This is a genomic window from Acinetobacter venetianus RAG-1 = CIP 110063, from assembly GCF_000368585.1.
GTDB lineage: Bacteria > Pseudomonadota > Gammaproteobacteria > Pseudomonadales > Moraxellaceae > Acinetobacter > Acinetobacter venetianus.
This window is the reverse complement of the sequence record NZ_KB849557.1, coordinates 731,077-757,224: the sequence shown is the minus strand read 5'-3', so window position 1 is coordinate 757,224 and position 26,148 is coordinate 731,077. Positions and strand designations below refer to the sequence as shown.

Sequence of the window (26,148 nt, the reverse complement as noted above, 5' to 3'; positions counted from 1 at the left end):
CCGTGGGAGTAAGGCTTAAAAACTACTATTCGGTTGTGTTAAAAATTCAAGTTCTTCTGCTGAAGAGTCGCGTCCTAAAATTTTATTCCGATGTGGATATCGACCAAAACGGTCAATAATCACCTTATGTTTTTTCTCAAAACTGAGATTAATTTCATTGCCTAAGCGTTGAAACAGTTGCAATGCAAATTCATGAATGACTTTTGATTCACTATGCATAAACGGCATATATAAAAAAGAGCGTTGATCAGGGCTTAACTGAGCATCAAGTTGTAAACTAATTGCTTCTTGTGCCAGTATCAGGGCAATTCCATCATAAGCAAAGGCTTGAGCCTGATCTCGATATAGATTACGAGAGAACTGATCGAGGATAATAATTTCAGCGAGCCGTCCTTCTGCTGTTTTGCGCCATGACCAAAGTTCCCCTTGGCTTGCTTGTTGGTGAATTGTTTGAAAAAGCGCATGAATTTTTGCATCAAATTCATCACTTTTCGCATACCAAAGTGAGCGATGATCTGGATCAAACCAAAAATCTAGAATATCTTGCGCTTGCATGGGTGAGTACTCTTCGGAAGGTTTATTTTCAATAAAATCACAATTTCAGCGTGTCTTATGTAACAAGATTGTGATAAAAATTGCCAAACTAAATCAGATGACTAGCGCAGAATTGTCGTTATAATTGGCATCACAATGAAGTCGTTCCCTTTGATTTGGTCGGCTGATCTTGAATAAGCGAGCATATAAATTATGAATCAACCCAGCACACATTCTTCCTCTGTGATACCAAATTGGGTAGATGCTTCGCTATTAACAGGGATGCTGCGTGGTATAGAGCGTGAAAGTTTACGCATGCAAAGCAATGGATTTTTATCACAAAAAAATCACCCTAAAGCTTTAGGTTCAGCGCTGACGCATCCACATATCACCACAGATTATTCTGAAGCGTTGATGGAGTTTATTACCACGCCACACAACACCATTGCTGCTGCATTAAATGAATTACGTGATATTCATACGGTTGTACATCAACATTTGGAAGCAGGTGAAAAGCTGTGGCCATTATCAATGCCATGTATGCTGGATGATGATGAAGAAAATATTAAATTAGCCCAATACGGCACGTCTAATATTGGGCGTTTTAAGACCTTGTATCGTCATGGTTTAGGTGTGCGTTATGGTCGCCGTATGCAGACAATCTCAGGCGTACACTATAATTTATCTTTCCCTGAAGAATTATTTGCCGAATTAAAGCAACATGAAAGCAATCCTGAGCTAAAGCAACTTAGCCTACAAGATTATCGGAGTCATCGTTACTTTGGTTTGATTCGTAACTTTATTCGTTTAACACCATTGGTTATGTATTTATTGGGGGCAAGTCCATCGGTTTGTCGCTGTTTTCTAACCAATCGTCAACATCATTTGCAGCCTTTGGTCAAAGGTACACTTTATTTACCAGAGGCAACTGCATTGCGAATGGGGCGTCTGGGGTATCAGAATTCAGCTCAGAAACAATTAGGAATTCATTATAACGATCTGCATGATTATTTAGATGGATTGCAAAAGGCAGTGCATACGCCGTATCCGCCATTTACTGATTTAGGTTTGAATGATCAAAATGGCGAACCTATTCAGATTAATGACCATGTTTTACAGATTGAAAACGAGTACTACAGTCTCGTTCGTCCAAAACAAGTGCCTGAAGCTGGAGAGACACCGTCACAAGCATTGAAAAATCGTGGCGTGGGATATGTCGAACTTCGTGCAGTAGATGTGAACCCTTATAGTGAAATTGGGATCGACGAAATAACTGCAGGTTTCTTGGAAAGTTTAGCGCTTTATTGCTTACTGCAAGATAGTCCAGATTTGTTTGATGAAGAACAAGAGCAAGTTGATCGTAACCAAACTGAAGTGGTCAATCGTGGTCGCGCAGCTGATGCTAAAATTGAAGAAGGGCATACAACAACTTCATTACAAGCTTGGGCGCAAAAGCATTTAGATGCCATCAAAGATTGTGCTGTTTTATTAGATCAGATGTCGGCGACATCACTGTATCAAGATGCGCTGCATATTATGCAACAGCGTTTAGATCATGTTGATGCAACACTTTCATCGCATGTGATTGAAGATACTTTGAAGCATGGCGGTACTTGGAATTTTGGTAGCATGATGGCTGAGCAGCATGTCAATCGTTATGATCAACATCAGTTAAGCCAAGAACGAGCTGAATATTTTGAACAGTTAGCGCAAACTTCTTTGCAAAAACAGTCGCAACTTGAACAAGATAACGACACGAGTTTTGAGCAATATCTTGCACAATACCGTTAAAATTTTAGAGGACTTCCCATGCGATGGAATTACCGTTTAGTTAGTGCAGTTCTGGTACTGACCAGCATTATTGGTATCTCGTTTGCGTTGTATTTAGAGCATGTTCAAGGTTTAGAACCTTGCCCGCTGTGTATTTTCCAACGTATTGGTCTCATTGGAATGGGGCTAGTGGCGTTGATTGCATTTATTCATAATCCTATTTCAAATGGTTTTAAGCGGTTTTATGCATTATTGGCAACTTTATCAATTGGTTGGTCTGTTGGTGTTGCCGCTCGCCATGTTTGGTTGCAGCATTTGCCACCAGATAAGGTGCCTAGCTGTGGTCCAGGCTTAGACTATTTAGTTGAAGCATTGCCAATGAAAGCAGTTTTCCAAGAAGTGCTTTCAGGTTCTGGTGAATGTGCTGCAATAGATTGGACTTTCTTAGGTCAATCGCTACCTGTTTGGTCGTTTATCTATTTCCTTTTGATTTTATTGGTTTGCTTATGGCAGTTATTTAGAAAGTATAATTTAAAATAGTAAATAATAAAAAAGCCGACTTAAGTTGGCTTTTTTATTATTTACCAATAATTAAATTTAAGTCTCAACAATTCCTTCTAGATCATCAAAGGTATAATTATTCGGCACATTAATCATATGTGTTTGAACGCCATCCTCAACAACTTCACCGACTTCGGGATATAACCAACGGGTGATTTGTTCAGCTACACTTGAATGATATTGAATTTCAAAATGATTTAAACCATAGAATACGGCTTTATGCGTATCTGGCAATTTAAGCTGAAAACGGGGGTTTGGATGTTCACCCAAAGCACTCTTAACACTGACGAGATAATCCCCAATTACTTTAAGCGCTTTATTTTTTACCTTTTCAAACTCTAAAGTTCCAGCAATCAGGAATGTGTTGATATGTGAGGGTAATGGCGCAGGCTTACGATTGTCATCTGCAAAGCCGATACGTGCGTCATTATGTTCCCAATCATCATCACGAACACTACCATAACGCAGATCGAGTATCCCATTACTACGGACATTCACTAATTGACCAATAAGACTGATAAAAGGGAAAGCACCCAGTTTATCTTGTAAAATAAATCCAAAGCGTTCAAGTACCGCACCATGATGAGGCGAACCGATACAAACGAGGTTCTCAACCATGTGAACCCATTGATATAAGTTCTGTTTTCCATAAAACAATGCACTACGAGAGACTAATCCACCCATACTGTGACCGATTAAATCGATACTGGTAATACGTGGATTTCGTTGTACTAAGTCTTCCAGTACATTGGCAAAACTACGACCATTCGCAGAAATACGACGACCTGTGTTGTAGTTAAGGTACAGCATCGTATTATTGTCACGTTGTGCTAAGAGGCGTTCACCAATCCCACCATAACGTTGATTTGACCAACTTAAATGGTTCATACATAAACCATGTGTCAAAATCACAATACGCCCAGTTAGCTCACCTTGCTGTAATGATCCATAATGATCATAAAGCACCATTGGTAAAGCCATTGGATTGTGCTGTTTTAAAAAGAAATCACCAAAGATTCCATTGAGTGCACCAACTATAAAATGAAGGGTTGGATTCAATGGTTTATCATGCAAAACAGGAAATTTTTCAACGATATGGCGTAAACTTGGTGCAAGAAAACTGCTACCGTATTTTTGCAGTGCATCATAAGAAAATTGATAAAATTTCTGTAGTTGCGGCAATTTTTGTAATTTTTTTGCTTTTTGTGCGCTTAAACCAAGTGTAGTCCTTAACACTTCAGTTTGCACCAATTGCACCAATTCGTGAACACCGCTTAAACTTGTGCTCACAAGTTGTGCCAAACCTTCCAAAACATCTGCCTGACTTGGGGGCGTACTGTCCCATTTGCAGTAGGTTTCATGCAGAGGTGTTAAACTTGGCATTTTTATTTCCCCATCCTTGATATATATACCGAAGGTTTGAAGTTATTAACTTATCATTGTTTAGATAAACTACAACAAACTCTTACATCTTATGTCTTTCATAAGTAATTTTTTTAGAATACTGATGAACGGAGTACAGTATCGTTATTTGTGTCGGACAATATCGAGCTTAAATGTAATTCATATTGTTATATGTTTATCTATTAAGCAGAATAATGTGATTTATTTCACAACAAGTCAAGTTGTTGTCTATTTTGGTGCGTATGGAAATTATATATTTACACGGCTTCCGTAGTAGTCCGATGTCTATAAAAGGGCAACAATTGAAACATTATTGTGCAAAATTAGGCGATGTGCATGTTCATCTCCCTGATTTAAATCTTTCTCCAGATCAAGTGATTAAACAAGTTTCTGCCTTGATTGAGACATTACAAAATCAAAAAGTTGTGTTGGTAGGGAGTAGCTTGGGAGGTTTTTATGCGACATACTTTGTCGCCAAATATGCTTGTCCAGCTGTACTGATCAATCCTGCTATGCAACCATGGCAATTATTTCAAGATTTATTTGGGATTGAGCAAATACCACTCAAAGTCACCGAATCATGGACACTTGATCATGATCAATTGCAGCAATTACAATCGATTGCTGACACGAAGTTACGTCATGCTGATAAAATTCTCGTGCTATTGCAGCAAGGCGATGAGGTCTTGGATTATCGTCAAGCACAACGTTATTATAGTGCAGCAGGTCCATCCTCATTGATTTTAACCGACGCTAATGGTAATCATGCAATGGATGATTTTGAAGAAAAATTACCCTTAATTCTCGAGTTTTTATCGGCAGCCATCCAATAAGGAAGTCAGACCCAGTGACACAATACACGGCACAATCCCTTGAAGTTCTTTCTGGTTTAGATCCTGTTCGTCGTCGACCAGGCATGTATACCGATACCTCGCGTCCAAACCATTTGGCGCAAGAAGTGATCGATAATGCTGTGGATGAAGCACTCGCAGGACATGCAAGCCAGATTTGTGTCACGGTTTATGAAGATGGTTCTTTATCAGTAGAGGATAATGGGCGTGGCATGCCTGTTGATATTCATCCTGAATATGGGCAAAGTGGTATTGAGATTATTCTGACCAAGCTGCATGCAGGTGGCAAATTTAGTACCGATAATTATCAATTCTCGGGTGGTCTACACGGTGTTGGGATTTCCGTGGTCAATGCTTTATCTACGCGTGTTGAAGTTGCCGTTCAACGACAAGGCAATTTGTATCAGATGGCCTTTGAGCAAGGCGAACCTGTTGCCCCTTTATCCGTATTGGAAGGTAAAGTTGCAAAACGTGCGACGGGAACAACAGTACGTTTCTGGCCAGAAGCCAAATATTTTGATAGTCCAAAATTTGCATTAAAAGCACTAAAACATAATTTAAAGGCCAAAGCCGTTTTAGCGGCAGGTCTCAAAATTACTTACGACGATAAGATTAATAAAGAAAAGATTGAGTGGCAGTTTGAAAATGGTCTAGTTGACTATTTAATGGATGAGTTGGAAGACCGAGAGATTTTACCAAGTCCTGCATTTGTGAGTAGTGGACAAGCAGAACGTGCTGCATGTGAATTTGCGATCTGTTGGAATGTCGAAGGTGGTGAACAAATTCAAGAAAGTTACGTTAACTTGATTCCAACCGCACAAGGTGGTACTCATGTGAATGGGTTACGTTCAGGTGTAACCGAAGCTTTACGTGAGTTTTGTGAGTTACGCAGTTTGTTACCACGGAACGTCAAACTTTCTGCTGAAGATGTTTGGGATGGTGTGAATTTCATTTTATCTTTGAAATTTCAAGAACCTCAGTTTTCAGGTCAAACCAAAGAGCGTCTATCGAGTCGTGAAGCATCCAATATTGTTTTAAATATTGCCAAAGATGCCTTTGCTTTATGGTTAAACCAACACGCCGAGATTGCGACACAATTGGCTGAGATGGCGATTGCTAAGGCTGGGCGTCGTCTAAAAGCGGCAAAGAAAGTTGAGCGTAAGAAAATTGTTGCAGGGCCAGCCTTACCTGGAAAATTAGCAGATTGTGTGGGCTTAACGCGTGAAGACAGTGAATTATTTATTGTCGAAGGGGATTCTGCGGGTGGCAGTGCCAAGCAAGCGCGTGATAAGAATTTCCAAGCGATTATGCCGATCCGTGGAAAAATCTTAAATACATGGGAAGTATCTTCAGATGAAGTATTAGCTTCACAAGAGGTACATGATATTGCCATCGCCATCGGTGTTGATCCAGGCAGTGATGATCTTTCGGAATTACGTTACGGTAAGATTTGTATCCTTGCTGATGCAGATTCGGACGGTTTACATATTGCGACGTTGCTCTGTGCCTTATTTGTGAAACATTTTCCTGCCTTAGTCGAAGAAGGTCATCTCTTTGTGGCGATGCCACCGCTGTTCCGTATCGATATTGGTAAAGATGTGCACTATGCCTTGGATGATGACGAACTTGAAACCATCTTGAAAAAGATCAAAGGCAATAAGAATCCACAAATCACCCGATTTAAAGGATTAGGTGAGATGAATGCCAGTCAGCTACGTGAAACGACGATGGATCCGAATACACGTCGTTTGGTGCAATTGGATTTGGATGATGCACATTTAACTGCCGGTTTGTTGGATAAGTTACTTGCGAAAAAACGTTCAGCCGATCGTAAGCATTGGTTAGAACAAAAGGGTAATTTAGCGGATATCGTGGTGTGATACCGGATCAAAAATAACTTTTAAGAGCCAAGCACATGCTTGGCTTTTTTTCTTATTAATATTATTGAGTCTTTTATTGAATAAATTTGCATCATTTTAGTTCATTACGTATTTTTTGTATGCAGCGTTGTATACAAGATTGGATTTTCACCCAAAAATTATAGTTAATATTAATATAAAACAATAATTTAAATTGTTGGCATAGAAATTGAATAACTCCATTCAGTAAAGATCAAAATATCAATGGGTGGAGAAAAAAGATGCAAAATAAATTCATGTCAATGTCTGTGTTAATGGCAGCGATGATGGGGGTAGGCTTGGTCGGTTGTTCTAAGCCAGCGGAAAAAACAGAACAAACAAAAACAGAATCCACAGCAACACCAGCAGCTGATGGTGACACGATTAAAGTGGGTATTCTTCATTCACTTTCAGGCACGATGGCAATTTCTGAGACATCACTTAAAGATACTGCCCTCATGACCATCAATGAAATTAATGCCAATGGTGGGGTATTAGGTAAAAAATTAGAACCTGTCGTTGTTGATCCTGCATCTGATTGGCCATTGTTTGCTGAGAAAGCACGTCAGTTAATTACGCAAGATAAAGTGGCTGTAATTTTCGGTTGTTGGACTTCAGTTTCTCGTAAATCAGTTTTACCTGTTGTCGAAGAACTCAATGGGTTGCTGTTCTATCCAGTGCAATATGAAGGTCAGGAACAATCTAAAAATATTTTCTATACAGGTGCTGCGCCGAACCAACAAGCGATTCCAGCTGTTGAATATTTAATGAGTGACGAAGGCGGTAAGGCTGAGCGTTTTGTTTTACTCGGTACGGACTACGTTTATCCGCGTACCACCAACAAGATTTTACGTGCTTTCTTGAAGTCTAAAGGTGTTGCCGATGCAGACATCATGGAAGAATACACACCATTTGGTCATAGCAACTATCAAACTATTGTTTCAAATATCAAAAAATTCTCTGCGGGTAAAAAGACTGCGGTGATTTCAACCATCAATGGTGATTCAAACGTTCCTTTCTATCGTGAGTTGGGTAACCAAGGCATCAAAGCATCAGATATTCCAGTGATGGCTTTCTCTGTCGGCGAAGAAGAGCTACGTGGTATTGATACTAAACCATTGGTCGGTCATTTAGCGTCATGGAACTATTTCATGTCAGTAAAAAATCCGAAAAATACGGATTTTGTGAATAAATTTAAGCAATACGCAGTCGAATATAAATTGCCAAATGCTGACAAAGTTGTGACCAACGATCCAATGGAAGCGACTTATGTCGGAATCAATATGTGGAAACAAGCGGTTGAAAAAGCAGGTACAACCGATGTTGATAAAGTTCGTGATGCAATGGCAGGTCAAACCTTCGCAGCACCATCTGGCTATACCTTAAAAATGGATGAGAGCAATCACCATTTACACAAGCCTGTGATGATTGGGCAAATCCGAGCAGACGGACAATTTGATGTGGTTTATAAAACCCCTGAGACCATCAAAGCAGAGCCTTGGAGTCCTTACATCCCTAAATAATTTCTTTTAAACCTGCTGTTTTAAGCAGCAGGTTTCTTTATTTTCCGCTTCAATCATTTCAAAAATACAGTAAATAAGGGGAGTCATATGGCGAAACAATATGTTTTGGCGCTGCTCTGTGTCATGGCGCAAGTGATTTTTAGCCCTGTATGGGCAGAGCAAGCCACATCGACGATAACACCAACAACAGTGACGCCTACAGCTTCTCAAGATGCAATTCAAACCTTTGTTCAAGCAGATTTCGTAACGCGCCGAGCGATGCTGAATCAATGGCCTGCAAGTATTGAGGAGCTTGATCAATTGGTTGCTTATATTGATCAAAATCAGCTTTATACTGATAGTGCAGGGCGTACTTATATTCTGCAAGATGATGAAAAATTATTAAGCTATCCACAACAACAAGTTATTGAAAATTGGCCTGCGGACTTATCACAAGTGACGTTGGTCAATACTTTGCGCAAAGCTTTAAATTTTGGACAAGCCAAAGTTAAGCTCAATTCAAATGACGCATCGCAACGTTTAGCAGCGGTTGATATTTTAGAAAATAATTTGGATGAGCTAGATCTTGCGACAGTAAAACAACTTTATCTGAATGAGAAAAATGATCAGGTCAAAGCACGTTTAGCGCAATTGAAAGCGCGTTTAGATTTTAACAGTGCCGATGAGTTCACCAAGATTGAAGCAGTTAAAGTTCTTTCAGATTCTAATCGTCCTGATGTGTTGGCATTGATCGAACAGAGCTTAGCCCAACCCCAAAATAACGCAGTATTAAAAACAGCTTTAGTCGATGCGCAAAAGAAAATTAAAACACGTATTCAAATGAGTGAATGGTCTGGACATGTATTCTCGGGTTTAAGTACTGCAAGTATTTTACTTTTGGCGGCGTTGGGGCTTGCGATTACTTATGGCTTGCTTGGTGTCATCAATATGGCGCATGGCGAGCTGATCATGATCGGCGCGTATACCACTTACGTGGTGCAAAGCTTCTTTAAAACTCATTTTGCTGGCTTAGTCGATTGGTATTTATTAGCTGCGATTCCTGCCGCATTTTTAGTGAGTGCTTTGATTGGCATGTTGATTGAACGCACTGTGATTCGTCCGCTTTATGGTCGCCAACTCGAAACATTATTGGCAACTTTCGGGGTCAGTCTGATCCTCATGCAAGCGGTACGTATGATTTTTGGTGCTCAGAATGTTGAAGTCTCCAACGTGGCATGGCTCAGTGGCGGGATTGCCGTTACTCCAAGTTTAATGCTGCCGTATAACCGTATTGCCATTATTGGCTTTACTGTTGCGGTGTTGCTGTTGTTGCTGTTTTTACTCAATAAAACTCGTTTTGGTTTATTTGTCCGTGCGGTCACGCAAAATCGTCAAATGGCGCGTGCGGTGGGGATTCGTTCAGCGCGTATCGACATGATGGCATTTGGTCTGGGTTCTGGTTTAGCAGGCCTTGCTGGTTGTGCTTTGGCTCAAGTGGGCAATGTCGGGCCTGACTTAGGACAAAACTACATTATTGATGCCTTCCTTGTTGTTGTGGTGGGTGGTGTCGGTCAAGTTTGGGGTGCAGTACTTGCTGCGTTAGGTCTTGGGATCAGTGGTACGGTCTTGGAGATCGGGCTAGGTGCTGTGCTTGCAAAAATTATTCTCTTGGTTCTTGTGATTTTGTTTATCCAAAAGCGTCCACAAGGTTTGTTTGCCATCAAAGGTCGTTTCGTGGAGTAAGCCAATGAAAATCACTTCTCTCTTTGCAGATAAACCGTATAGCGCCGTCGCGATTGCAATTTGTTTTGCAGTGTTGATGGCACTACCGTGGTTACATTTACTTTCTCCAGATTCTGCATTTTATTTGTCTGCTTACTGGATCACCTTGATTGGCAAAATCATGTGCTTGGCCTTGGTCGCATTGGCACTGGACTTGGTTTGGGGTTATGCAGGCATTTTGAGCTTAGGACATGGTTTGTATTTCGCTTTAGGTGGTTATGCGTTTGGCATGTACTTAATGCGTGAATCAGCAGGTGATGGCTTGCCTGATTTCATGCGCTTTTTGAGCTGGACAGAATTACCTTGGTATTGGATTGGAACAGAGCATTTTTTATGGGCCTTGGCTTTAGTCGTACTGGTTCCAGGCTTAATTGCTTTTATCTTTGGCTTCTTTGCTTTCCGCTCAAAAATTAAAGGCGTGTATTTCTCAATTATTACCCAAGCCATGACCTTTGCGGCAGCGCTATTGTTCTTCCGTAATGAAACAGGCTTTGGTGGCAATAATGGTTTTACTGGTTTTAAAACGATTTTAGGTTTTGACATCACCTCAGCACCGATGCGTGCCAGCTTATGTTTTATGACTGCTTTGGTTCTGATGTTGTGTTTTATTGGTTTACGTCAATTGATGAATCGTCCTTATGGTCGTGTGCTTGGTGCGATTCGAGACAGTGAAAATCGTTTGCAATATCTAGGTTATCGCACGCTTTGGTACAAGCTGTCTGCATGGGTGCTTTCTGCGGTGATTGCAGGCATTGCAGGTGCGCTGTATGTCCCGCAGGCAGGCATTATCAATCCAAGTGAAATGAATCCTGTGAATTCGATTGAAATGGCAGTTTGGGTCGCAGCAGGGGGGCGTGGCACATTGATTGGACCAATTTTAGGTGCTGGTTTGATTAATGCGGTGAAAACTTATTTTACCGTGGCAGCACCAGAAGCATGGTTACTCATCCTTGGCGCATTGTTCATTGTGGTGACTTTATTCTTACCAAAAGGTGTGATTGGTTTATTTGACCGTTTTAAAAAGGAGAGCAATTAAATGAGTGATTTATTAACAAACTCTGCTCAACATGGCGGTCAACTCGGTGAAGGCTATGGTCGTACCAAACCTCAAGGCGCTGATTTTAGTCATGGTATCGCGCTTTATTTAGAAAAAGTTAGTGTTTGGTTTGATTCGTTCCGTGCCTTGAATGATTTATCGCTGTATATCGCAGAGGGTGAATTACGCTGCATCATTGGTCCAAATGGTGCAGGCAAAACTACCTTAATGGACGTGATCACAGGCAAAACTCGCCCGACGACAGGCACGGCATTTTTTGGGCAGAATTATGATCTTGCCAAAATGAGTACTGAACAGATTGCGGAAGCAGGAATTGGTCGTAAATTTCAAAAACCAACGGTATTTGAAAATTTCACGGTGATGGAGAATTTACTTCTCGCAGCGCCGCGAGACAAAAGAGTGAAGAAAAGCTTTTTTAGTCGTTTAGCCCCAGAAGCGCAGTTGGCATTGGATGAGAGTTTGCAGCAAATTCGTCTGCAAGAGTTCATTCATAAACCCGCAGGCTTGCTGTCACATGGTCAAAAACAATGGTTGGAAATCGGTATGTTGTTGATGCAACGCCCGAAGCTAATTTTGTTAGATGAACCCGTCGCTGGCATGACCGATGCAGAGACAGAGCGTACTGCTGAACTCTGTTTAGAATTAAAAAAGAATCATACCTTGGTGGTGGTGGAGCATGATATGAGCTTTATCGATACCATTAGTGAAAAAGTCACAGTCTTGGCACAAGGTGCAATTTTGGCAGAAGGCACATTGGCAGAGGTTCAAGCCAATGAAGATGTGATTGAAAAATATTTAGGACGCTAGGAGACTGCCATGTTAGAAGTTAAACAAGTCAACCAGTTTTATGGTGGCAGCCATATTCTTCGTGATGTGTCTTTGTCTGCCCCAGTCGGCGAATGTAGTGTTGTGCTAGGACGTAATGGTGTGGGAAAAACCACATTACTCAAGTGTTTGATGGGGATTCTGCCGATTAAGTCGGGTGAAATATTATTGGATGGAAAAGACATCGCAAAAATGACACCTGAGCAGCGTGTTCGTGCCGGTTTAGCTTATGTGCCCCAAGGTCGTGATATTTTTTCGACATTAACCGTTGAGGAAAATATTTTAATTGGTATGGCTAAATTTTCAGGGGCTAAAACTCGTAAAGTTCCAAGCCATTTATATGAGATTTTTCCTGTTCTTGATGAAATGAAACATCGCCGTGGGGGTGATTTATCGGGTGGTCAACAACAACAACTTGCGATTGCGAGGGCTTTGGCATCAGAACCTCGTGTCTTGATTCTGGATGAGCCCACAGAGGGGATTCAGCCATCCATCATTAAAGATATTGGTCGAGTGATTCGCAAGCTCGCCGATCAAGGGGAAATGGCAATTATTTTGGTTGAGCAATTTTATGATTTTGCCGAAGAGCTCGCGGATGCCTATACGGTAATGGCGCGTGGGCAAGTCGTCGCTCATGGGAGAGGTGAGGAAATGCCTGAAAAAGGGATTCGCGAGTTGGTAGCGATTTAATATTCTTCAACTAATGATTTTTTAGCTGTTTTCTAAATCATGTGCCTGAGTGATATATTTTACTTTTGAAAGATCAAAAGTAACAAAAATCTTTTGTTCGACTGACGGTACGTCCTGAGCAATTCCAAAGCATGGCTTTGGAAGCAGCGCAAGGCAGTCGAACAAGGCGACATCCATGTCGCCTGTCAAAATAGTGAATGGTGGGTAAATACAATTTAGAAAATTAAATGGTTGGTACTAGATTTATTTGCCTTCAACCTTATAAAACGTGCCACCTGCATAAACATTGTGTCCAAAGCCACAGGTTGAATCACCATTGTTTTGCTCAACCTCGATTTTTTGACCATTTTGTAGGTCATTTAAAAACTGTAGTTTGATGGTGCAATCTTCATAACGATAGCTGGCTTGCTTTGATGTAACAGGCATGTTGGTGTCAAATTGACCCATATTTGGACCATAAATTAGACCTCTAAGCCCAAAGTAATAACCATCGAAGTCGATTTCATATTTATTTTGTTTTTTACTCACCTTGATGTAGTCCCATTGCCCAAAACCATTGGCTCGGACATAAGTGCCTTGTAAGTCTTTGGTGATCTGAGGTTTTGGGAGCTGTTTTAAGTTGTATTGACTGGTTTTAGAATCTTTATCTCTAAGAAACCAAACTCTGGCCCATTGAGGTTTTCCAAGTTTGGCATAGCTTAAACCGACATTATTATTGGCGATTTCTATATCACGATCGCTGACTTGGATACCGCTTTCATCAGCATTTAATTTACAGAAATGCGCCCATGCTGCTTGGTCTTCAAATTGTTTTACTGCTTTAGCATACTGTTTTTGATCGTAGAACTTCTTACCTTGCTGGGTATATTGTTTTACTTTGGCACAACCTTGTTGTAACTCTTCTGCAAAAGAAGATTCAGCAAAACTACTTGCAGAAACAATGGCAGTGATGGCGATTAAACTGAGCTGAGATATTTTAATCATTTTCAATATTTTTAAAGTTGCTATGGCAACAGTTTATCCAATGACGATGGATTTGCGCTGTGATGAAATTGTTAGTTGCTGAGCTGTAGTTGCATCCAAACTAAGTCTCGCCAAGTTCCCTTTTTTTGTCCAACTTGGGGCATATATCCCGTTTGTACAAAACCAAGCTGTTCGTGTAGCATAATTGAACCCATATTTTCACTATCAATTGCGGCAACCATGATATGCATCTGTTGCTGTTTTGCTAGATGAATCAATTGTTGCATGAGCGCTTTTCCCATTCCTTTACGGGCATAACTTGGATCGATAAACACAGAGTGTTCAATTGTTTGACGATAACCCGAAATACTTCGAAAACTTGCATAATAGGCATAGCCCGCGATTTTTTTGAGTTGTAAATCCTCAACCACAATCATTGGAAATTGTTGTTCTTGTAAGGTTAGAAAACGTTGTCGGTAGTCTGCAAAAGAAACCGCTTGATCGTTCCAGTTCGCTGTTCCATTTAAAATCTCTGCATTATATATCGCGAGAATTTGTTCGAGATCGTGTAAGTTAGCAAAACGAATTTGATAATCTGATGAGAGTGTTGTTGGAGCAAGTGAAAGCAGAGCTGACATGGGTGAGACCATCAAAGCAGATTAAAAATATAGATTAAATCATATTTCAATACGAGAAATATCAAGTGATTCCAATATGATGGATGCAAACAAAAACAGCAAGGAAATCCTTGCTGTTTTTTCACATTCTAAAAGGCTTAGAAATGATATTTGATCAAAGCACTGACGTTATTTTCGTCACGGTTTTTAAGACCAAATTTGTTATTCCAAACAGAATGTTCAACACCTAAATATAAACGAGTGTCTGGTGAAATGTGTTTACCGACATTCCACTTATATTGTGTTGTCCAGTTGAGTTCGCTCGCATGATCTTTCTCACCCGTAGACCAATCAAGGAAACCATCAACCAAGAAATCTTCGTTAGATACTTTAAATGGCAATGCATATGCGATCGTCATTTGATAGTCATCAGCAGTTTTTTCGTTGTTTGCGCGATAGAAATTCACATTCGCATATTGGAAATATGGAATTGCAAGATCGAAACCTACGCCGTATAAGAAGTTATCAAAACTAGAGAAATCATCATTGTTGCTTTCCCAAGTTGTTGAGATTAAAACATCTTTCACTGGACCAAAAGCAAGTTTTTGACCTGAAATTTCGCCTAGGCTTAAACGTGGAGAAAGTTCGAAATAAGTGCTTTTATGATCGTCGCTACCACGCATGCGATCCATAAAAAAGAAAACATCGGCATATTTAACTTTTGCCGCATATTCGACAGTCAAAGTTGTTTGTTTTTCATCAACAACTTCGTAATTTTCACCATATAAACCAGTTAAGCTGAAATCCTGCCAAATTGGTTTCGCCTGAGCGAAAGCTGCTGTAGATACCAATAGACACGTAGCCGCAAGTTGCTTCAATTGCATTTAAAAAATCTCCCCCACAAAAGGCGTGTAAAGCATACAAGTTATGAAGCAAAAATAAAGCCAAATTTGACCAAATGCTCAAAAGAATTGTATACGGCAAAATTCAGCTTAAAAGACAAGGCTTGAGCGCTGAATTTTTAATCATATTTCGATGAAAATCTGCAAAATCAGCTTGCATATTTATAAGGAAAGACAGATATTGGAATGAGAGAAGATCTTCTAAATGACTGAAACGCAACAGATGTGAAGCAAGGAGACGACAAGCATTTACATAATCAAAATATACAACTGCACTGAATGAATGCATGCTCAAAGTGTGCTGAATAAATAAAGTTTCGTAGAACCGTCTCACAGAAAAGAGAGGAAGATATTTATGAATATTGAAATCCGTACAGATAAAAACATTCAAGGTAGCGAACGTTTAATTAGTTATGTCCGTGCAGAACTTACGCAAGAATTTCAACGCTATAGCGAGCGTATTACACATTTTTCGGTTCATATTAGTGATGAGAATGGGGAGAAAACGGGCGATCATGACAAACGTTGTATGATCGAAGCTCGTCCAGCTGGAATGAAGCCAATTGCTGTGACTCATAAAGCAGCCAATATTGATGCATCTATTCATGGTGCAATCGATAAGCTGAAACGTAGTTTGGAACATTTATATGAGAAAAAAGACCATCATCGTGGTGGCTTACCAGAATATGTCGATGTTGAGGTCGATGACGAAGCGTAAATGTCGGTAAAGACATAAAAAAAGCCCTTAGTTGGGCTTTTTTTATGTGTGTATCAAATTTATACATGATTTTTGGGTCGTTTTATAAAAACCTGTCAGGATATTCGGCATAATAGAACCATTAAAAATATTGAGAGAATTGGTCATGTTAAGTAACCAACAGCAGACCTTGGTGCAAGCCATACAACAACTCGACTTAAACCAAGTGCAATCTTTGCTTGCTGAAGGACTCGACCCAAATTTTATTGATCCTGAACAAGGTCCTCCGGTCTCAATGATTTGTGATGGTTTATTTGCTTGGTGGGAAAAGATTTGCGAAGCATATGAAGCTGGTGAACCACTCAGTGAGACAGAAAAACAACAAGAACTCCAAGTCTATTTAGATATTTTAGATGCACTGATTAAAGCAAAAGCAAACCTGCATTTATGGGATGCCGAAGAGTTTTATGGCCCACTTTGGGATGCAGCAAGTTCAGCATGTGTACCAGTTGTACAACGTTTGTTGGATGAAAAAGTTGATCCAAATACCCGCGATGAAGAGGGCTTAACTATTTTATCGTCTATTAGTCAGCTATTCTTTGATTGTGAATTTGATGAAATTGATTGGTCAGAGTCATTAAAAGAAGAGCGCGAAACGCTAGAGTTGCTCCGTCAAAATGGTGCGAAAATGTCAAAAGAGCTAACGGCATAAGCTTAGCCAACAGAATGAAACAGGGGATAATGATGAAAAAAATTCAGACATTGGGCGTTGTAGCCGTATCAATGATGGCAAGCACAGCTTTTGCGGCAGACTTTTCTTTTGACCGTCCGGGTTCAGGGATCAGCACGGGCATTACACCTGTAGGTCAACTCGCTTGGGAGCAAGGTCTACCATCTGCGAGTTACCAAGAAGATACGATTGATGGTGAGAAAACCAAAACAGTTACTTTAAATGGCGATATGTTGCTACGTACAGGTCTTGCGGATGGGCTTGAGTTACAACTTGGTTGGCAAGGTCCAGTTTGGCAACAGTATAAACGTGCGGGTAAAACCAAAGAAACGAATGGTTTAGGCGATGTAAGTGTTGGTCTAAAAAAGGCGATTGATTTAAAAGATGATCGTTTAACGATGGCTTTGTTGGCTGAAGCAATTATTGCGACAGGGAACGATGAATTTACAGCGCATGATGACATTTATAGCTTAACGTCTGCGGTCGCTTATAAGTTTAGCGATCTCATCGGAACATCAATTACCATGCGTTACGAAGCACAAAATAGTGATTGGGCTGTAACCGCAATTCCAACGATTGATTATAAAATTGCAGGTAAATTATCAGGTTATTCTGAGTTCGTTTATCGAAAAGCTGAAAGTCAAGACTATGAATATGGCTTAGGTACAGGCCTTATTTATGCGATTAATGACCGTGCACAATTAGATGCAAGTGTTGGTGTCGATTTAAATGGTGACGCACCTAGTTATAACGGTGGCTTAGGCGTATCTGTTTTATTTTAATGAAAAAATGCTCTGAGTTATTCCTGTTTCTATGATTTTTGAAGCACTGAAATGAGGTCTCGGAGCACATCAGAGAGAAAATAATGAAAATGTGTGTTCAGGGTGAACGCAGTTCCCAATGGATAAGTTATTTTATTGGAACGTTGCTATTACTCTGCGGGTCTTTGACCTATGCGCAAGACAATTCAGCAACCTTACTAAGCCCTGAAGATGCATTTACATTTTCAGTTGAATCGACCAAGACCAATCAAGCGCGTTTACATTGGACGATTCAGCCGAACTATTATTTATATCAGCACAAATTTGAAGTACAGCAAGGCAATCAAGCGGTTGCACTTAATTTTCCAAAAGCTGTTGATCAATATGATGAAAACTATGGTCATAGCCAAGTTTATTATCAACAAGTCGAATTTGATATTCCCACACAAGCATCACAACACTATCGTGTCACATGGCAGGGTTGTGCCAAAGATCGTATTTGTTATCCTCCACAAAATATTGAATTTCAAACAGATGCAGATGGTTTGGTCAGTGTACAAAACACCAATCCAAATGCACAAAAACGATTTTTGGATCTCGCACGATCGTCCAATGCTTTAGATACTCAAACCACTTCGTTAGAAACAACTGAACAAGCACCTAATGTAACCTCATCTGATCAAGCTGACGGTGCGGTTATGGCTCAAGACCAAAAATGGTCAAGTCGTTTGGAACAGCACTCTTTGGCTTATAGCCTATTATTATTTCTTGGTTTAGGCATATTGCTGGCTTTTACCCCATGTTCATTGCCTATGCTGCCAATTCTCACGTCGTTGCTTGTTCGTGAGCATAGAGGCGTTCGCGCTTGGTCGATTGCACTTACTTTTGTGGTGAGTATGGCGCTGGTTTACGCTGTTTTAGGTATGATCGCATCAGCAGCAGGTTTGAATTTTCAGCGTTGGTTACAGCAACCCGCAACCCTCATTGCTTTTAGCTTATTGTTTGTGGTGTTTGCACTAAATTTGTTTGGTTTGTTTGAAATCAAATTACCGCAAAAATGGATCAATCGACTGGATCAAATGCAGTCAGCACAACAGGGTGGTACCTTGGTGGGCGCAGGCATCATGGGGATGATTTCGGCGCTATTGGTCGGACCCTGTATGACCGCACCTTTGGCAGGTGTACTGCTATTTATTTCCCAAACTCAAAATCAATGGCAGGGAGCTTTACTGCTTTTTGCACTGGGTTTTGGAATGGGGATTCCTTTGCTGTTGGCAAGTGTGCTTGGCTCTCGTGTGTTGCCAAAAGCAGGCGATTGGATGAATCAAATCAAGATCATTTTTGCCTTTTTGATGTTGGCACTTAGTCTCTATTTCATTCGTCCAATCCTGCCAGAATTAGCGATCCAAATTTTGAGTCTGATTGTAGGCCTCGCCTTTATTATTTATGCAGTTTATCGCTTATTTGGTCAAAAAAACAAACTGCAATGGTTATATGCTGTATTGCTGGTTTTAGTAATTCCAGCACTCGCATTCAATCAATATCAACATTACCAAAATCTGAGTTCGGTACAAGCAGACAAGTTAGCCGAATGGCATGTTGCCAACAGTGCTGATCAATTTAATCAAATTCTTGCTTCAGCACCGACTGATCGTATGATTGTGATTGATGTTTATGCAGATTGGTGTGTGGCATGTCAGCCGATTGAGCATCGTATTTTAAAAGATGCAGAAGTCCAAAACGCGCTTGCGCCGTATTATCTAATTAAGCTTGATCTAAGCCACTATGATGCATCACATCAAGCTTTATTGAGTCAGTGGGATATTCTAGGGCCACCTACTTATTTGTTCTTGGATCAGCAACATAAAGAAATACGTACTTTACGTTTAACAGGTGCATTCCAGAAATCTGAATTACTGCAACAGCTTGCGCAATTAAAAGAGAAATCATCATGAGTTATCAGCTATTTATAGGAAATAAAAACTACTCAACATGGTCGATGCGTCCGTGGATTTTATTAACACAAGCCAATATTGCATTTGAAGAACATTTAATTCGTTTTGATAGCTTTGAGCCAGAAAGTGAATTCAAAACGGAAATTTTAAAGCTCAATCCCACAGGTAAAGTACCCGCTTTGGTTGATGGTGACATAGTAGTTTGGGATAGTCTGTCGATTTGTGAATATGTCGCAGAACAAAATCCTGAAAAAGCATTATTACCAACAGACCAAAAATTACGTGCAAGAGCGCGGACAATTAGCGCTGAAATGCACAGCAGCTTCCAAAACCTACGTAATTTCTGTCCGATGAATGTCGAAGCTGATTTGGCGCATATTGGACAACAATTGTGGAATGAGAATGCTGAATTACGTGCAGAAGTTGCACGAATCGATCAAATTTGGTCTGAACGTCCAAGTGAAGACAGCTTCTTGTGTGGTGATTTTAGTATTGCCGATGCATTTTATGCACCAGTGGTCATGCGTTTCGTGTGCTATCAGCTACCGATTTCCCAGCCGAGCCAAATGTATATGCAAAAAATATTAGCGCTTGCATCAGTGCAACAATGGACTGATGAAGCCAAACAAGAGCAAATGTATGTACCTTTTGACGAACCGTATCGTCAGAATCGTGAGGAATATCTCATCGATTAGTTGAACTGATAAAGCGAAGATACAACGATCTTCGCTTTAATTCGCCACTAAATCCGTAAATATTTTTACTTGATTACGCCCAGCGGCTTTTACCGCATAAAGGGCTTGATCTGCCTGACTTATCACTAAATGCGGCTCATCTGCACTCAATGAGCTACTAATACCAAAACTGGCACTCACTGAAAACTCCTGATGATCTTCCGTAGTGAAAATCAGCTGGGAAATTGCCATACGGCAACGTTCAGCAACATTTTGTGCATGGGGTGTGGTGGTATTGGGAAGCAATAAAATAAATTCCTCACCGCCAAAGCGACCAATCATATCCTGATCACGAATATTATCTGAAAGACATTTGGCTACTTGGACCAACACTTGATCTCCCATATTGTGACCAAAATGATCATTAATACTTTTAAAATGATCTAAGTCCAACAGAACAACGGAATACAGTTGATCTGGCTGTTGATATAACTTCTCCAAGTGATTGCTAATACTTCTGCGATTCATCACGTTGGTCAGTGGATCAAGGCGACTTAATACCTGAATAGCTGTTTCGCGAGTACGCCACTGGGTGAGTAAGCTTTCAAAAAGATATAAACAAGCAATTAAAATAGGCAGTAAAAAGAAAAACATGCTGCCGACCCAAAACGGGTGCATTTGCGCTTGATTTAACACTTCAGGCTTAAAGATTGGCGCGTAAGTTAATATGCCACAAATACTTAAAAAACTACAAAATAAGAGCGCTATAGTTGCAGGTACGAGGGCGCAATAAATCATTCTACGATCAAACAAGACCAATCCAACACCCACTACACTGACATAAGCAACCATGGTTGCTGGACTAAAACTACCGATCAAATAGCCTGTGTGGCAGAGCAGAACAGTAAAAACCTGTACGCTTAGAATAGGAATAATATTCTGAACCCATTTTTTGTCTTTATAGAAGTAACAAGGGATAATCATGCTCAGAAATACACAGAGCATAATAAGATTGGTCCATAATTTAGAACGAACCAAAGGTAAATTAACCCATTGCCATGTCGCAGAATTCAGTAGAACAAAACTGTCCCAAATAATCCCAAAAAGGCTCATTAATGAAGCAAGGATTAGCAGCAAGATTGTTTTTCTTAACATGTTCCAATTGATTAATGGTTCATGTTCCCAAAGCTGCGAAAAATTCCATTTTTCTGTATTTGCTAAATCCTTAAATCGAATCTTTATCATTGGCATGCATCCTTATATGCAATGAGATTCCTAAGAAACTTTATAAGTGTAAATTCGTCATCAAAATTATCGAGAAATGACTGTTAAAATAACAATAACATCTTTGGAATGAGAATGAAGTCTAGCTAAAGACTTTTTAATGCAAAATAGAAAGGGAAAAATTCTTTGAAAAACGGTCTATTATCTAAATATCCGATGATTTTTATTTTATAATGACAAAAATAAATTAAGAGTGACAATGGTCAGACATAGCTGACCATTTTTGCATATATTTTGATCAGGTTAGTCTAGATCAAGCGAATGTGCGAATTCAGCAATATCAGCCAATGCCTGTTTAGCTTCAGGAAACCATGCATTAAACATTTGGAAGTTATGCCACATTCCCGTATAGAGTTTGAAATGAACTTTGACATCTGCTTGTTCTGCTTTTTCTCTAAAACGCTTTGAGTCATCCAGCAGAATCTCTTTAGAACCGACCTGAACCAGTGTAGGCGGTAAACCATCAAGATCATCAAACAGGGGAGAAACTCTCGGATCGCCAGGTTGGATATCATCGGTTAGATAATGCTTGATACCTGCTTGTAGAGCTTCAATCGATAACAATGCATCGTGCTTCTGATTGAAACGTAGCGATTCACTGGTCAGTGTCAGATCCAAATAAGGCGACATCAATATCAAACCACTCGGCATGAGTTCGGGTTGCTGTTTCAGGCGGAGGCAAAGCGCAAGTGCGAGATTGGCACCACATGAATCACCTGAAATAATAATATCCTTTGGTTTAATCCCTTGAACGAGTAGTGCTTGATAGACATCAAAAATCGCATCAATCGCTTCAGGGTAAGGATGTTCAGGTGCAAGAGGGTAATCCACATGAATCACTTGCATCTGAGTACGCGCAGCAAGATCAGTCATCAGAGCACGGTGAGTATTTAAGCTACCAAGAAAAAATGCACCGCCATGAATATGAAAGATCAATTGCGTTGCAGATGCTTGCGCTTTAATTTCTTCACCACGTACACCAGCCAAACGAATTGGTCGAATTTGTACTGTTGGATTTTGTGGAAATAAGCGACATAGTTGATCGAGAACAGGTCGTAAAGCATTCGGTGCTAAATTCAACTGACTTGGCGTGCGAATGGTCGCCTTTAGTAACGATTCAGTAAAATAATATTTCCAAACAGTACCAAATTTCATAATTTTTCCATATTGTTAGATCAGTATAATAATAAGTAGAGTTAGTTCATGAACTCGTCAGGTTATACCAAATAGTCATAATCAAGAATTGCAATATTGATTGAAGTTCCCAATACTCTTGGTCTTGAAAAGACCCCCTTAAGGATATTACAAAAATGAAGAAAATTGCTTTAGCATTTGGATTGCTCGGTTTAACAACTTTTGCCAATGCGGCGGATGCGCTGAATGGTACAGTTTGGCAAACAATTGATGATGAAACAAAACAACCAAAGGCAATTGTAAAGTTTACGGAACAAAAAGATGGATCGTTAACCGCATCGATTCAAAAATATTTAGTTGCTGGTCAGGAAAATGCCTGCTCTAAATGTGAAGGCACTTATCACAATAAACCCCTAAAAGGCGTGACGATTGTTCATAGTCTGAAAAATGTTGGTGGTACGAACTACGACAATGGTTCAATCATTGATCCTAAAAATGGTAAGACATACAAGTTAAAAGCTGAAATGATTGAAGGTGGCAAAAAGCTCAAATTACGTGGTTATATCGGTATTGCCGCTTTAGGTCGTAACCAAACATGGATTCGCGTGAACTAAGATTTCATAGCGCTAAAAAACCGAGCTAAAAAGCTCGGTTTTTTTATCTTTATATTCAGCTTAGGCTGATAATGCCTCATAGCTCGCCTCATCAAAGCCAATCACAAAACCTTGTGGTGTTTGTAATACAGGACGTTTGATTAGGCTTGGCTGCGACATAAGCGTTTCAATGAGGTTCTGTTCATTGCTGGTAGCGTGAGCTTGCTCATCTGCTGTTAGTTTACGCCATGTTGTGCCCTTTTTATTCAGAACTTTGTCAGCGCCAATCTCTTTTAACCAAACTGCTAAAGTGTCTGCATCAATGCCTTGCTTTTTATAATCATGAAATTCGTAGTTGATGCCTTTTGCCTGCAATGCATCAAAGGCTTTTTTCATTGAATTACAATTTTTAATACCATAAATTTTAAACATGCGAAAACCACAGAAAATAACAAAAAGATATGCCCAAAGCCTAACGTAAAAAGGCTGCGCTGTGCCAGTTGAAATTTTTTATTCAGTTGATCGATGAAAGAGATAAAAGGGGTGACCAAATTGATCAGTTGAATTGAATAAAAATGCGATGGATAAAGTCAGTAAAAATATTTAGTATCTAAAAAAGAGAAAACCCGCATTTAATCTTCCTGATCATGCGGGTCTCATTTCAACGTCCAATGTCTCATCCTTGCAAATAAACTTAAACTAAGTTTATTTTTCCTTCCTACGGCGTCCTATCCCTTTGTGGTCATCCTGACCGCTTCCCTGTGCCGTGGTGCTATAATGCCGTTACAGGGGGTAAATAAAAATACACAAAAAACGACACGGGATGTAAGCTAAAGAAGCGGTCAAAGTGAACAAGTGTTCACTTATTCGTGTATTTTATAGTCGATAATCACGGGTGCATGGTCACTAAACCATTGTTCTTTATAGACCCATGCGTTTTTGGTACGCGATTTCCAGTCTGGCGAGCAAGCATGGTAGTCGATACGCCAACCTACATTTTTCGCACGCGCTTGACCACGATTTGACCACCATGAATACAATTCAGCTTCAGGTCGTACCTCACGGAAGGTGTCGACATAACCTAACTCATCATAAATATGGTCGAGCCATGCACGTTCATGCGGCAAAACACCTGATGACTTTTGGTTGCCTGACCAGTTTTTAATATCGATACGCTTGTGTACGATATTGTAGTCACCACACACAATGATTGATTTATTTTCATCTCGCCATTGTTTTAGTATTTTGGCATATTCTTGTAGAAATAAATCTTTGCGTGCTTGTGCTTCATCACCACTTGAACCTGATGGCAAGTATAAAGAAGCAATATGAACAGGATGTGACAGTCCTAAATCAAATTCTGCAGTAACAAAACGACCTTGAGAGTCCGCAAGCTCAAAACCTAAACCATCTTTGACTGAGACAAAGGGCAAGCGGCTATAAATCGCCGTACCTGCATAGCCTGCACGTTCAGCAGGGAAGAGGTGAGTGTACCAACCTTCAGGTTTAAATTTATCAGTCCATTGTTCGTGGGTAATGCGGCTTTCTTGCATACATACCACATCGGCACCAGACTGTTCTAACCATTCGAGCAAGCCTTTGGTGACTGATGCGCGCAAGCCATTTACGTTAATTGAAACGACTCGAAGAATTTTTACATCACTTGGATAGCTATCCTTTGGTATCATACGTCTGTTTAACCTCAATTGAAGAATTTGGAGCACCTTATATGACAACGCCTGTGTCATTTCATCCGCAAGCTTTTATCGAACTCGCATTATCACGTGGAGTGCTTAAATTTGGTGAGTTTACCTTAAAATCAGGCCGTGTCAGTCCTTATTTCTTTAACGCAGGTTTGTTAAACGATGGCGAAGCGCTATCTTTATTAGCACAAGGCTATGCCGATAAATTGGTTCAGTGTGACAATGTTGGTGTGATTTTTGGTCCTGCATATAAAGGTATTCCTTTTGTTGCGGCGACTGCGGTGGCGTTGTCTCAAGTACATGGCAAGAGCGTTCCTTGGGGTTTTAACCGTAAAGAAGCTAAAGATCATGGTGAAGGTGGTGTGTTGGTTGGTGCATCGGTTGCAGGTCAAAAAGTGTGGATCATTGATGATGTGATCACTGCGGGGACTGCGATTCGTGAAGTAGTGACCATCTTAAAAAATGCTGGTGCAACGATTGCAGGGGTATTAGTGGCACTAGATCGTCAAGAGCGTGGTCAAGGTGAGCTTTCTGCGATTCAGGAAGTACAAAAAGAACTCGAAATCCCAGTGCATGCTTTAATCACGATGAAAGATTTGATGGATTATTTGGATGCAAAAGGCGAGAAAGAAGCATTGGCAAATATGCAGGCGTATCGTGAAAAATATGGTATCTAAGTTTTAGGTGTAAATGAAAAAAGGAAGCGAAGGCTTCCTTTTTGTTTAGTTGAGTTAATAAATTATTGAAAATAATGATTAAAAAATAAGCGTGGAACGTGAAAGATCACGAAAAAGCCGTTCCAGTGCGCTGAACCCTAGAACGTCTTAGACTAAGATATTGATGCTTATAGGAAAACTTTAAGCATTACGCATAAGGCGTATTATGTTAATTTTAGAAAATCTTAACTTCTTAATGCGACAGAATCCTAAAAATTCAACCAAAAGTTGGGCTATTTAAAGACTTAGTAAGAAGAAGATTTGATTGGAAAATTGATAATTAGATTTTTAAAATTTCTTTGATATGTATCGTTTATTAAAAAATTAGGTGAGGCTCCTTTTCAATTACCGTGTAGGTGGTGATCGTTTGTGTTTACACACATCCTCCCACTTCCCTAAACGATATCTACAATAAGCTCGAACATTGACTGTTTTTGCTTTCATGGCTAGCTCCTTTTGTGGTTACGAAATGTGTAATTCACAAAGAAAAACTAAGGAGCCTCAAGAATTATTATACTACAAAAATTATTTTATAAGTTACTAAT

25 protein-coding genes are annotated in these 26,148 nt (G+C 40.0%); 16 read left to right on the top strand and 9 right to left on the bottom strand.

The genetic code is table 11. The features are described 5' to 3' along the window. Positions 1 to 15 precede the first annotated feature (15 nt). Entirely contained in the window at positions 16 to 555 is a 540-nt protein-coding gene (locus F959_RS05090) for a DUF924 family protein (protein ID WP_004878121.1), read from the bottom strand. Positions 556 to 747: 192 nt separating this feature from the next. Between F959_RS05090 and gshA the strand changes: the two genes are divergently transcribed. Then, the gene (gene gshA, locus F959_RS05085) at positions 748 to 2,325 is read left to right on the top strand and encodes a glutamate--cysteine ligase (RefSeq protein WP_004878120.1); all 1,578 of its coding nucleotides are present in this window, start codon (positions 748 to 750) and stop codon (positions 2,323 to 2,325) included. A gap of 18 nt (positions 2,326 to 2,343) precedes the next feature. Next, the gene (locus tag F959_RS05080) at positions 2,344 to 2,844 is read left to right on the top strand and encodes a disulfide bond formation protein B (protein ID WP_004878118.1); all 501 of its coding nucleotides are present in this window, start codon (positions 2,344 to 2,346) and stop codon (positions 2,842 to 2,844) included. Between the two features lie 57 nt (positions 2,845 to 2,901). On the opposite strand, the gene F959_RS05075 is transcribed toward F959_RS05080, so the two are convergent. Further along, a complete protein-coding gene (locus F959_RS05075; RefSeq protein WP_004878116.1) occupies positions 2,902 to 4,248 on the bottom strand; it encodes a PGAP1-like alpha/beta domain-containing protein in 1,347 nt (448 codons plus the stop codon). A gap of 263 nt (positions 4,249 to 4,511) precedes the next feature. On the opposite strand from F959_RS05075, the gene F959_RS05070 reads away from it, so the two are divergent. The 7 genes from F959_RS05070 (at position 4,512) to urtE (ending at position 12,874) form a co-directional block, all read left to right on the top strand. Beyond that, complete coding sequence (locus F959_RS05070) at positions 4,512 to 5,102, top strand: YqiA/YcfP family alpha/beta fold hydrolase (protein WP_004878115.1); 591 nt, start codon at positions 4,512 to 4,514, stop codon at positions 5,100 to 5,102. Between the two features lie 14 nt (positions 5,103 to 5,116). Next, positions 5,117 to 7,000 (top strand): DNA topoisomerase IV subunit B, encoded by a 1,884-nt coding sequence (gene parE / locus F959_RS05065; protein ID WP_004878114.1) that lies wholly within the window; start codon positions 5,117 to 5,119, stop codon positions 6,998 to 7,000. Positions 7,001 to 7,260: 260 nt separating this feature from the next. Next, positions 7,261 to 8,541 (top strand): urea ABC transporter substrate-binding protein, encoded by a 1,281-nt coding sequence (gene urtA / locus F959_RS05060; protein ID WP_004878113.1) that lies wholly within the window; start codon positions 7,261 to 7,263, stop codon positions 8,539 to 8,541. A gap of 87 nt (positions 8,542 to 8,628) precedes the next feature. Beyond that, the gene (urtB, locus tag F959_RS05055; protein WP_004878110.1) at positions 8,629 to 10,263 is read left to right on the top strand and encodes an urea ABC transporter permease subunit UrtB; all 1,635 of its coding nucleotides are present in this window, start codon (positions 8,629 to 8,631) and stop codon (positions 10,261 to 10,263) included. 4 nt (positions 10,264 to 10,267) lie between these two features. After that, complete coding sequence (urtC, locus tag F959_RS05050; protein WP_004878108.1) at positions 10,268 to 11,338, top strand: urea ABC transporter permease subunit UrtC; 1,071 nt, start codon at positions 10,268 to 10,270, stop codon at positions 11,336 to 11,338. Then, positions 11,339 to 12,166, top strand: coding sequence for an urea ABC transporter ATP-binding protein UrtD (gene urtD, locus F959_RS05045; RefSeq protein WP_004878107.1), 828 nt, complete (start codon positions 11,339 to 11,341; stop codon positions 12,164 to 12,166). A gap of 9 nt (positions 12,167 to 12,175) precedes the next feature. Beyond that, positions 12,176 to 12,874 carry an urea ABC transporter ATP-binding subunit UrtE gene (urtE, locus tag F959_RS05040; protein ID WP_004878106.1) on the top strand — a complete coding sequence of 233 codons (699 nt, stop codon included), beginning with the start codon at positions 12,176 to 12,178 and terminating at the stop codon, positions 12,872 to 12,874. 243 nt (positions 12,875 to 13,117) lie between these two features. Here urtE and F959_RS05035 read toward each other — a convergent pair whose 3' ends face one another. From F959_RS05035 to F959_RS05025, 3 genes are all read right to left on the bottom strand, one after another. Continuing rightward, positions 13,118 to 13,858: a hypothetical protein gene (locus F959_RS05035; protein WP_004878105.1), complete on the bottom strand. Its 741-nt coding sequence runs from the start codon at positions 13,856 to 13,858 to the stop codon at positions 13,118 to 13,120. 71 nt (positions 13,859 to 13,929) lie between these two features. Continuing rightward, a complete protein-coding gene (locus F959_RS05030; RefSeq protein ID WP_004878104.1) occupies positions 13,930 to 14,475 on the bottom strand; it encodes a GNAT family N-acetyltransferase in 546 nt (181 codons plus the stop codon). 137 nt (positions 14,476 to 14,612) lie between these two features. Then, positions 14,613 to 15,338, bottom strand: coding sequence for an outer membrane protein OmpK (locus F959_RS05025; protein ID WP_004878102.1), 726 nt, complete (start codon positions 15,336 to 15,338; stop codon positions 14,613 to 14,615). Between the two features lie 373 nt (positions 15,339 to 15,711). On the opposite strand from F959_RS05025, the gene F959_RS05015 reads away from it, so the two are divergent. The 5 genes from F959_RS05015 to F959_RS04995 all read left to right on the top strand — a co-directional run bounded on the left by F959_RS05015 (position 15,712) and on the right by F959_RS04995 (position 20,194). Further along, positions 15,712 to 16,074, top strand: coding sequence for an HPF/RaiA family ribosome-associated protein (locus F959_RS05015; protein WP_004878101.1), 363 nt, complete (start codon positions 15,712 to 15,714; stop codon positions 16,072 to 16,074). A gap of 145 nt (positions 16,075 to 16,219) precedes the next feature. Beyond that, the gene (locus F959_RS05010) at positions 16,220 to 16,765 is read left to right on the top strand and encodes an ankyrin repeat domain-containing protein (RefSeq protein ID WP_004878099.1); all 546 of its coding nucleotides are present in this window, start codon (positions 16,220 to 16,222) and stop codon (positions 16,763 to 16,765) included. 32 nt (positions 16,766 to 16,797) lie between these two features. Beyond that, positions 16,798 to 17,565, top strand: a complete 768-nt coding sequence (locus F959_RS05005; RefSeq protein WP_017196836.1) for a transporter — start codon at positions 16,798 to 16,800, stop codon at positions 17,563 to 17,565. A gap of 83 nt (positions 17,566 to 17,648) precedes the next feature. Next, entirely contained in the window at positions 17,649 to 19,499 is a 1,851-nt protein-coding gene (gene dsbD / locus F959_RS05000) for a protein-disulfide reductase DsbD (protein WP_004878095.1), read from the top strand. Continuing rightward, positions 19,496 to 20,194 carry a glutathione S-transferase family protein gene (locus F959_RS04995; RefSeq protein ID WP_004878092.1) on the top strand — a complete coding sequence of 233 codons (699 nt, stop codon included), beginning with the start codon at positions 19,496 to 19,498 and terminating at the stop codon, positions 20,192 to 20,194. The genes dsbD and F959_RS04995 overlap by 4 nt, the downstream gene beginning before the upstream one ends. Positions 20,195 to 20,230: 36 nt before the next feature. Here F959_RS04995 and F959_RS04990 read toward each other — a convergent pair whose 3' ends face one another. Both F959_RS04990 and F959_RS04985 read right to left on the bottom strand, forming a co-directional pair. Continuing rightward, a complete protein-coding gene (locus F959_RS04990; protein ID WP_004878090.1) occupies positions 20,231 to 21,418 on the bottom strand; it encodes a GGDEF domain-containing protein in 1,188 nt (395 codons plus the stop codon). Positions 21,419 to 21,700: 282 nt separating this feature from the next. Continuing rightward, a complete protein-coding gene (locus F959_RS04985) occupies positions 21,701 to 22,612 on the bottom strand; it encodes an alpha/beta hydrolase (protein WP_004878088.1) in 912 nt (303 codons plus the stop codon). A gap of 155 nt (positions 22,613 to 22,767) precedes the next feature. Here F959_RS04985 and F959_RS04980 point away from each other — a divergent pair, with 155 nt between their 5' ends. Beyond that, positions 22,768 to 23,205, top strand: a complete 438-nt coding sequence (locus F959_RS04980) for a DUF2147 domain-containing protein (RefSeq protein ID WP_004878087.1) — start codon at positions 22,768 to 22,770, stop codon at positions 23,203 to 23,205. Positions 23,206 to 23,265: 60 nt separating this feature from the next. Here F959_RS04980 and F959_RS04975 read toward each other — a convergent pair whose 3' ends face one another. Both F959_RS04975 and F959_RS04970 read right to left on the bottom strand, forming a co-directional pair. Beyond that, positions 23,266 to 23,616, bottom strand: coding sequence for an arsenate reductase (locus F959_RS04975; RefSeq protein ID WP_004878086.1), 351 nt, complete (start codon positions 23,614 to 23,616; stop codon positions 23,266 to 23,268). 431 nt (positions 23,617 to 24,047) lie between these two features. Continuing rightward, positions 24,048 to 24,872 (bottom strand): exodeoxyribonuclease III, encoded by an 825-nt coding sequence (locus F959_RS04970; protein WP_004878084.1) that lies wholly within the window; start codon positions 24,870 to 24,872, stop codon positions 24,048 to 24,050. A 41-nt stretch (positions 24,873 to 24,913) separates the two neighbouring features. Here F959_RS04970 and pyrE point away from each other — a divergent pair, with 41 nt between their 5' ends. Continuing rightward, positions 24,914 to 25,564 carry an orotate phosphoribosyltransferase gene (gene pyrE / locus F959_RS04965; RefSeq protein ID WP_004683560.1) on the top strand — a complete coding sequence of 217 codons (651 nt, stop codon included), beginning with the start codon at positions 24,914 to 24,916 and terminating at the stop codon, positions 25,562 to 25,564. Positions 25,565 to 26,148: the final 584 nt, after the last annotated feature.

Coding starts and splice junctions, on each gene's coding strand:
- F959_RS05080 (WP_004878118.1), top strand. CDS start 2,344: ATGCGATGGAATTACCGTTTAGTTAGTGCAGTTCTGGTACTGACCAGC.
- urtC (WP_004878108.1), top strand. CDS start 10,268: ATGAAAATCACTTCTCTCTTTGCAGATAAACCGTATAGCGCCGTCGCG.
- urtD (WP_004878107.1), top strand. CDS start 11,339: ATGAGTGATTTATTAACAAACTCTGCTCAACATGGCGGTCAACTCGGT.
- F959_RS04970 (WP_004878084.1), bottom strand. CDS start 24,872: ATGATACCAAAGGATAGCTATCCAAGTGATGTAAAAATTCTTCGAGTC.
- F959_RS05090 (WP_004878121.1), bottom strand. CDS start 555: ATGCAAGCGCAAGATATTCTAGATTTTTGGTTTGATCCAGATCATCGC.
- F959_RS05075 (WP_004878116.1), bottom strand. CDS start 4,248: ATGCCAAGTTTAACACCTCTGCATGAAACCTACTGCAAATGGGACAGT.
- urtA (WP_004878113.1), top strand. CDS start 7,261: ATGCAAAATAAATTCATGTCAATGTCTGTGTTAATGGCAGCGATGATG.
- F959_RS04985 (WP_004878088.1), bottom strand. CDS start 22,612: ATGAAATTTGGTACTGTTTGGAAATATTATTTTACTGAATCGTTACTA.
- F959_RS05025 (WP_004878102.1), bottom strand. CDS start 15,338: ATGCAATTGAAGCAACTTGCGGCTACGTGTCTATTGGTATCTACAGCA.
- F959_RS05005 (WP_017196836.1), top strand. CDS start 16,798: ATGAAAAAAATTCAGACATTGGGCGTTGTAGCCGTATCAATGATGGCA.
- dsbD (WP_004878095.1), top strand. CDS start 17,649: ATGAAAATGTGTGTTCAGGGTGAACGCAGTTCCCAATGGATAAGTTAT.
- F959_RS04975 (WP_004878086.1), bottom strand. CDS start 23,616: ATGTTTAAAATTTATGGTATTAAAAATTGTAATTCAATGAAAAAAGCC.
- pyrE (WP_004683560.1), top strand. CDS start 24,914: ATGACAACGCCTGTGTCATTTCATCCGCAAGCTTTTATCGAACTCGCA.
- gshA (WP_004878120.1), top strand. CDS start 748: ATGAATCAACCCAGCACACATTCTTCCTCTGTGATACCAAATTGGGTA.
- F959_RS04980 (WP_004878087.1), top strand. CDS start 22,768: ATGAAGAAAATTGCTTTAGCATTTGGATTGCTCGGTTTAACAACTTTT.
- urtE (WP_004878106.1), top strand. CDS start 12,176: ATGTTAGAAGTTAAACAAGTCAACCAGTTTTATGGTGGCAGCCATATT.
- F959_RS05015 (WP_004878101.1), top strand. CDS start 15,712: ATGAATATTGAAATCCGTACAGATAAAAACATTCAAGGTAGCGAACGT.
- urtB (WP_004878110.1), top strand. CDS start 8,629: ATGGCGAAACAATATGTTTTGGCGCTGCTCTGTGTCATGGCGCAAGTG.
- F959_RS04990 (WP_004878090.1), bottom strand. CDS start 21,418: ATGATAAAGATTCGATTTAAGGATTTAGCAAATACAGAAAAATGGAAT.
- F959_RS05030 (WP_004878104.1), bottom strand. CDS start 14,475: ATGTCAGCTCTGCTTTCACTTGCTCCAACAACACTCTCATCAGATTAT.
- F959_RS04995 (WP_004878092.1), top strand. CDS start 19,496: ATGAGTTATCAGCTATTTATAGGAAATAAAAACTACTCAACATGGTCG.
- F959_RS05070 (WP_004878115.1), top strand. CDS start 4,512: ATGGAAATTATATATTTACACGGCTTCCGTAGTAGTCCGATGTCTATA.
- F959_RS05010 (WP_004878099.1), top strand. CDS start 16,220: ATGTTAAGTAACCAACAGCAGACCTTGGTGCAAGCCATACAACAACTC.
- F959_RS05035 (WP_004878105.1), bottom strand. CDS start 13,858: ATGATTAAAATATCTCAGCTCAGTTTAATCGCCATCACTGCCATTGTT.